The following is a 6,966-nucleotide window of genomic DNA, read 5'->3' as shown; positions in this document are numbered from 1 at the left end:
CGGGTCCCTCAAGAATCTCGAGTGCGTCGGCGATGTTCGATACATCTATTCGCAGTCCCAGGTCACGCGTGATCGGCGTGAACGCCGTCGAGGGCTGCGCGGCGAGCAAGCCACGGCGGATAAGCGTGTTCACGGCATCGCTCGCCCCCACGTGAAACTCGCGACGGAGTTGTTCCACGGCCTTGGCCGTGTCGTTATCCAACTCGATCGTCGTGCGCATGCAGAAGATCGTACACGAGCGTGTGGATTCATGCGCACGCGCACGCGCACGCTCGATGGGAGCGAGCGGGGAGCGCGGGGCGCGGCGAAGCCGCGCAGCAGTTAGCCTGGACGGTGACCCCGTCGGCACGATGGTCAACGGTAGGGAGCCGGATGCTTGTTCTTCACGCCGCCTGGGTGCGCGGTGACGGTGCGCGGGTCTGGGCCGAGGACTCCGAACCCTCGGTGACGAGCACGAGCCAGGCCGTGCAGCGGGCGCGGCGGCATCCGTTCGCAGTCTCCGGCGACGGGCTGCGGAGCATGGTCGACGGCGACGAGGTCGACACCGAGGTGCTGCTGCCGTCGACGAGGCGCTCGCCGCTGGACTCGCGGCAACTGGTTCGCGGTGTGCCGCGTCGGCCCGGCCGGTCGCCGGCATCGCTGCTCCCCTGGACAGTCGCGGCGATTCGGCCCGCCGCGCTCGCACTGCACGACGGGGTCTTCGAGGTCGACCCGAATGCCGATGTGCGGCCGGGCGCCACGGCGCACTATCTCGTCGAACTCGGCCGGTTCGCCGACGACCTGGTTGCCCGAGGCAGGATCCTGCCGGCGATCCGGCAGACCGCCGACGGCGTCGAGGCCCGCTGGCGGGTCGCGCTGACGGGGCCGGATGCCGTCACGGCGCACGCGGTGACGGCCGACATGCCGCCCGCGTTCCGTGCCGCCGACCCCGAAGCGCCGCCGGTGGCGCTGGTGACCGACGTGCTGGAAACGATCGCCGACGCCCGGATCAGGCAGCGGATGCCGCAGACGCTGCTGCCGCGCCGGCGCGGTCGTGCTCCCGCGAGACCGCCCGTCGTCGACGGTTGGCTGGCAGCTCTGACCGCACACGATGCCGGCTTCGATGCCGATCCCGACGAGGTGACGGCACTGCGCGAGCAGCTCGCGCCGTGGAACGAGGCCACTGAGGAGGCGGCCGGTCCGGCGCGACTGGTGCTGCGGCTCACCGACCCGGGACCGGACGCCGCGCACGGGGCACCCGGGGCGCCATCGGAGACGGACGCGCCACCCGCGACGGCGCACGTGACCCCGCCGTTGTGGCGCTTGGATTTCCTGCTGCGCTCGCGCGACGACCCGAGTCTTCTGGTCGAAGCGGCAACGGCCTGGAGCGACGACGGCGCGCTCTCACGCTGGCTGGAACGACCCCGCGAGGTGCTGCTGACAGAGCTGGCCCGCGCCGTTCGCGTGTACGGCGCCCTCGAACCGGGCCTGCGGCAGCGGCATCCGACCGGGCTGGACCTCGACGCGAGCGACGCTTTCGCGTTGCTCAGCGCCGGTGCCCCCACGCTGGATCAGGCCGGATTCGAGGTGCTGTTGCCGTCGTGGTGGGGTCGGCGCGCGAAGCTGGGGCTGAAGGCATCCGCCACACCCAGCGACGGCGGTGCCGCGGATGCCGGATTCGGACGCGACGCCCTGTGCGACTTCCGCTGGGAGTTGGCCGTCGGCGGGCACGGTTTGAGCGCGCAGGAGATCGAGGCGCTCGTCGCGGCGAAGGCGCCGCTGGTGCGGTTGCGCGGGCAGTGGGTCGCCGTCGACCAGGTGCAGTTGCAGCGCGGCCTGGAGTTCCTGCGTCACGAGACGGGCGGCAGCAAGACGGCAGGCGAGGTCCTCACCCTCGCGCTCAGCCACCCCGACGACCTCGACCTGCCGCTGGAGCTGATCGACGTCGATGCGGGTGGCTGGCTGGGCGAACTGCTCGGTGCCGCCGCCGACGACACCGCGGCCGAGGCTGACCCTCCCGACGGGTTCGGTGCGACGCTGCGCCCCTATCAGCGCCGCGGCTTGGGATGGCTCGACTTTCTCGGTCGGCTGGGGCTCGGCGCATGCCTGGCCGACGACATGGGCCTCGGCAAGACCGTGCAGCTGCTCGCGTTGGAGGCGACCAGGCGGATGCCGCAGGCCCCGGCATCCGCGCCCACCCTGCTGCTGTGCCCGGTGTCGTTGATCGCGAACTGGCAGGCAGAGGCCGCCCGGTTCACCCCGGGGCTGCGGGTGCTGGCCTATCACGGTCCGTCCCGTCCGCGCGGGGAGGCGTGGGAGCAGGCGCTGGCGCGGACCGATCTGGTGGTCACGACTTACGCGACGGCTCTCGGTGACATCGAACAGCTCGCCGAGGTGGAGTGGGCGCGGATCGTGCTCGACGAGGCGCAGGCGATCAAGAACCGGCTCTCACGTACCGCGGTCGCGGTGCGGAAGCTGCGCGGCGGGCAGCGCATCGCGCTCACCGGCACCCCGGTCGAGAACCGGCTGGCGGAACTGTGGTCGATCATGGACTTCGTCAATCCGGGGGTACTGGGGTCGGCCACCGTGTTCCGGGAACGGTTCGCGACGCCGATCGAACGCCATCACGACGCGGAGGCGACCGGGGTGCTGCGCCGCATCACCCGCCCATACATCCTGCGGCGGCTCAAGACCGATCCGGCCATCATCGACGACCTGCCCGAGAAGATCGAGATCGACCAGCACTACCGGCTGACGGTGGAGCAGGCGTCGCTGTACCAGTCGGTGGTCGACGACATGATGGACAAGATCGCCGGCTCGGAGGGCATCGAGCGCCGCGGCAACGTACTGGCGGCGATGACCAAACTCAAGCAGGTGTGCAACCACCCCGCACAGCTGCTGCACGACCGCTCGCCGATCGGGCGGCGATCGGGCAAGGTGATCCGCCTCGAGGAAATCCTCGAAGAGGTGCTCGCCGAGGGGGACCGGGTGCTGTGCTTCACGCAGTACACCGAGTTCGCCGAGATGCTGGTGCCGCACCTGGCCGCCCGTTTCGACACCGACGTCGCCTACCTCTCGGGCAGCACCACCCGCCAGCAGCGGGCGCAGATGGTGGAGCGTTTCCAATCCGGCGACGGCCCCCCGGTGTTCCTGCTGTCGCTGAAAGCGGGCGGCACCGGGCTGAACCTCACCGCCGCCAACCACGTCATCCATGTCGATCGGTGGTGGAATCCGGCGGTGGAGAACCAGGCCACCGATCGTGCGTTCCGCATCGGCCAGAAACGCACCGTGCAGGTGCGCAAGTTCATCGGGACCGGCACCCTCGAGGAGCGCATCGACGAGCTGATCCGCGGCAAGAAGGCCCTCGCCGACATGGTCGTCGGCGACGGAGAGAGCTGGCTGACCGAGCTCGACACCGAGCACCTGCGCGAACTGTTCAGCCTGTCGAAGGAGGCGGTCGGTGAATAGGAGATACGACGCCCCGTACTTCCCGAAGTCCACCCCGCGGCAGGTGGAGGGTGGGCTCCGCGCCAAGAGCGCGCGCGGGGCGATCGCGACGACCTGGTGGTCCAAGCGCTTCATCGACGTGCTGCAGTCGATGGGCATGGACAGCCGCCTCGCCCGCGGACGCAACTACGCGCGCCGCGGCCAGGTGCTCTCGCTCGAGCTGGATGCCGGTCAGGTCACCGCGAGCGTGCAGGGCTCGCGCGCACGGCCCTATCGGGTGCGAGTCGGGATCGCCGCGTACGGCAAGGCCGAATGGGCGCGTGTGGAGGAGCGGCTGGGCGGCGACGCCTGGTTCGTCGCACAGTTGCTGTCGGGCCAGATGCCGCCCGACATCGAGCAGGTCTTCGCCGACCTGGACCTGCCGCTGTTCCCCGCTGCGGCAGCCGACCTGTCGCTGGACTGCTCGTGCCCCGACTGGGGGGTGCCGTGCAAGCACCTCGCCGCCGTGCTGTACCTGCTGGCGGAGCGGTTCGATGAGGACCCCTTCCAGATCCTCGCCTGGCGCGGGCGCGACCGTGAGGATCTGTTGGCGCACCTCGACGCCGGTCAGGCCGAGGGGGCGGATGCCGGCGACGCCGTCGTTGCGCTCACCGACCTGCTCGACGTGTTCTGGGACGGTTCGCACGGTTCATCGTCGTCGGGCGATCCGGTGGAGGGGGCGCTGAGCGACTCGCGATTGCGGACCACTGGCGGCCCCGGCATCCTGGACCAGCTGCCCGAGGTAGCGGTGACCGTCCGCGGCCGGCCGCTGGCCGAGGTGCTGCGCCCCGTGTACGAGGCGGTCGGAGAAACAGAGGAGTGAGCTGCGCGCGCGAGGACGTGCCGGCTCAGACCTCACATCCCAGCGCGACGCGCTGCTGCGTATGGGAGTTCGCGATGCGAATATCCACGTCGATCACGGGCTGACCGGCGACAACCGCGCCAGACCCGGGCTCCGCGAAGCGCTCGCAGCCGTCCGATAAGGTGACACACCCTCGTGGTGACCAAACTCGACCGGCTCGCCCGGTCGGTGAAAGATGCGCGGGACATCGCCGACGAACTGACGACGAAGGGCGTCGCGCTGAGCCTCGGCGGCAGCCGGTACGACCCGACTGACCCGGTCGGGCGGCTGCTGTTCAACGTGCTCGCGATGGTCGCCGAGTTCGAACGCGACCTGATCAGTATGAGAACGAAGGAGGAGATGGCGGTTGCGAAAGCGAAAGGCGGGTTGGAGGGCAAGCAGCCCAAGCTTTCGCTGACGCAGCGGAAGTTGCTGTTCGAGGTCCAGGACCGCGGCGAGTACACCCAAGCCGAGGTCGCCGAACTGTTGAGCGTCTCCCGCGCTGCCGTCTACCGAGAACTCCAGAAGCGCCGCACGGCGTTCGCCACCGTCTGTGAGGCACACATCTTCTGAACAGGAGCCGGCCCCGCCAATCCTCCGGCGGAGCCGAAAGCCCCGCACTCTTGGCAATTCTTGCCAAATATCGTATTCTGACGGCATGGTCACGATGAATGTCTCGCTCCCTGACTCGCTGAGGCAATTCGTCGATGAGCAGGTGTCGGAGCGAGGCTTCGGCACCACCAGCGAGTACGTGCGCGAACTGATCCGATATGACCGCGACCGCTCCCTCCTCCGCGAACGCATCCTCGCGTCTTCGGATGCCGAGTTCTCCGAGACCATGGATGGTGCATACTTCGATCGGCTGCGCGGTGCGATCCGCGCCGCAGGCGACGGCGCTTCCGCCCAGTGACCCGGAAGTGGGTGCGAACCCGCGCCACCGCGGAGACCGAACTCCAGTTCGCGATCGCCCATTACGTGGACGAAGGTGCGCCGGATGCGGCGCTCGGCCTGGTGGACGAGTTCGAAGCGGCACTGGACGCCATCAGCAACCACCCCGCGATCGGATCCCCGCGGCTCGAGGTCGAGCTCGGCATCCCCGGCGTCCGAGTCTTCGCCCTGCGGACCTATCCGTACGTCATCATCTACTTCGACACACCTGAGTTCGTCGACGTCCGGCATGTGCTCCACTCCAGCCGAGACATTCCCAACCGACTGGCCGAGTGACTGAACGCACACTCCCGCCCCTCGAACGAGCATTGTCCGTAAGCTTCTGGCGCGAAAGCTCCAAATGCTGGACGCCGCGGCGGAGCTCCACGACCTGAGAATCCCGCCCTCCAATCACCTCGAGAAACTGCAGGGTGACGGGGTCGGCCAGGACGGCATGCGTGTCAACGACCAATGGAGACTGGTCTTCGACGGGGACGGAGGAGAAGCGACCATGTCACCTTCATCGACTATCACTGACGATCTCTCGACGCCGGGCGAGATCCTGCTTGAGGAGTTCCTCGAACCGTTTGGCGTGAGTCAGTATGAGCTGGCCAAGCGCATCGGCGTCGACCAGACGCGCATCTCACGGATCGTCCGTGGCAAGCAGGCGATCACGGCGGACACCGCGTTGCGCCTCGCCGCGTTCTTCGGCACCACGCCTCAGTTCTGGCTGCGACTGCAGGAAGGTTACGACCTCGCCCTCGCGCGCGCCGCAACCCCGCTCAGCTCAATCCAGTCCCTCAGCGCGTAGAAGCTGTCTGGCGATCGCGACGGACAGCACTCGATTCGCATCAACGACCAATACCGCATCTGCTTCACCTGGACACCCGCCGGCCCGACCGACGTCCAGATCGTCGACTACCACTGAGGAGGGAGCACCGATGTCGAAGGCACACGACCCGATCACCCCGGGGGAAATTCTCCAGACCGAGTTCCTCGAGCCGCTGGGGATCACCGCCGACCGCCTCGCCCAGGCGACCGCCCTCCCGCAGACTCGCCTCAGCGAGATCATCCGCGTCAAGCGACGCATCACCACCGACACCGCACTGCGACTCTCCCGCGCGTTCGGACTCTCGGAGCGATTCTGGCTCAATATCCAGAACGACTACGACATCGAACTCGAACACGACGAGCACGACGAGGAGCTCGCTCTCGTTGAGAGACTCGTTCCTGCTTACGGGGACGATCTCAGTAACGGTGTTTCCGGCCTGACGCGCCGCGCGTGATGCGTCGAGCCTGACTCGTATAGGGCCTGGATTCCCTTGTGCCCGAACTAGTAGCGTGTCGCTCCTAATAGTTTGGTTATAGTGGGCTTGTCTTGTCTTGATTGATACTTGATCGGGAGGAGCGGACTGTCATGCCCAGACCGAAGGATCACGTCGTCACGTTGTCAGGTGATGAGCGAGCGAGGCTGTCCCGGGTGGTGTCGCGCGGGACGCATCCGGCGCGGACGATCATGCGGGCACGGGTGCTGCTGGAGCTTGATGAGAACACCGGCGTGGTGCCGTTGCGGCGGGTCGTCGCTGAGCGGGCAGGGGTGTCGGAGCAGACGGTGTATCTGATCGCGAAGCGGTTCGCGGAGACGGGCGGGAACATCGATGAGGTGATCGGGCGGCGCAAACGGGTCACGCCGCCGGTGCCGGCGAAGGTGACCGGGGATGTCGAGGCGCGGG

The 6,966-nt window shown here is 68.2% G+C and carries 8 protein-coding genes and 2 pseudogenes; 9 read left to right on the top strand and 1 reads right to left on the bottom strand.

Annotated elements, in window-relative coordinates:
• A partial coding sequence (locus ACK5KK_RS14000; RefSeq protein WP_416890699.1) for a CopG family transcriptional regulator occupies positions 1-220 on the bottom strand: 220 nt, incomplete at its 3' end.
• A 152-nt stretch (positions 221-372) separates the two neighbouring features.
• Between ACK5KK_RS14000 and ACK5KK_RS13995 the strand changes: the two genes are divergently transcribed.
• The 9 genes and pseudogenes from ACK5KK_RS13995 to ACK5KK_RS13955 form a co-directional block, all read left to right on the top strand.
• A complete protein-coding gene (locus ACK5KK_RS13995) occupies positions 373-3,447 on the top strand; it encodes an SNF2-related protein (protein WP_416890698.1) in 3,075 nt (1,024 codons plus the stop codon).
• Entirely contained in the window at positions 3,440-4,288 is an 849-nt protein-coding gene (locus ACK5KK_RS13990) for an SWIM zinc finger family protein (protein WP_416890697.1), read from the top strand. Before ACK5KK_RS13995 ends, ACK5KK_RS13990 begins: the two co-directional genes overlap by 8 nt.
• Before the next feature lies 1 nt (position 4,289).
• Positions 4,290-4,879: pseudogene (locus ACK5KK_RS13985) on the top strand (recombinase family protein).
• Positions 4,880-4,964: 85 nt separating this feature from the next.
• On the top strand, positions 4,965-5,216 hold the full coding sequence (locus tag ACK5KK_RS13980; protein ID WP_416890696.1) for a ribbon-helix-helix domain-containing protein: 252 nt from the start codon (positions 4,965-4,967) through the stop codon (positions 5,214-5,216).
• An 11-nt stretch (positions 5,217-5,227) separates the two neighbouring features.
• Complete coding sequence (locus ACK5KK_RS13975; RefSeq protein WP_416890695.1) at positions 5,228-5,530, top strand: type II toxin-antitoxin system RelE/ParE family toxin; 303 nt, start codon at positions 5,228-5,230, stop codon at positions 5,528-5,530.
• Between the two features lie 31 nt (positions 5,531-5,561).
• Positions 5,562-6,044, top strand: coding sequence for a HigA family addiction module antitoxin (locus ACK5KK_RS13970; protein ID WP_416890700.1), 483 nt, complete (start codon positions 5,562-5,564; stop codon positions 6,042-6,044).
• Between the two features lie 3 nt (positions 6,045-6,047).
• Positions 6,048-6,161, top strand: a pseudogene (locus tag ACK5KK_RS13965) (type II toxin-antitoxin system RelE/ParE family toxin); the annotation flags it as partial.
• Positions 6,162-6,174: 13 nt separating this feature from the next.
• Positions 6,175-6,519 (top strand): HigA family addiction module antitoxin, encoded by a 345-nt coding sequence (locus tag ACK5KK_RS13960; protein ID WP_416890694.1) that lies wholly within the window; start codon positions 6,175-6,177, stop codon positions 6,517-6,519.
• Between the two features lie 194 nt (positions 6,520-6,713).
• A partial coding sequence (locus ACK5KK_RS13955) for a hypothetical protein (RefSeq protein WP_416890693.1) occupies positions 6,714-6,966 on the top strand: 253 nt, incomplete at its 3' end.

It is taken from the genome of Microbacterium sp. (genome assembly GCF_047972865.1).
Taxonomy (GTDB): domain Bacteria; phylum Actinomycetota; class Actinomycetes; order Actinomycetales; family Microbacteriaceae; genus Microbacterium.
The sequence above is the reverse complement of the archived record's forward strand: the minus strand, read 5'-3'. Positions and strand labels throughout refer to the sequence as shown.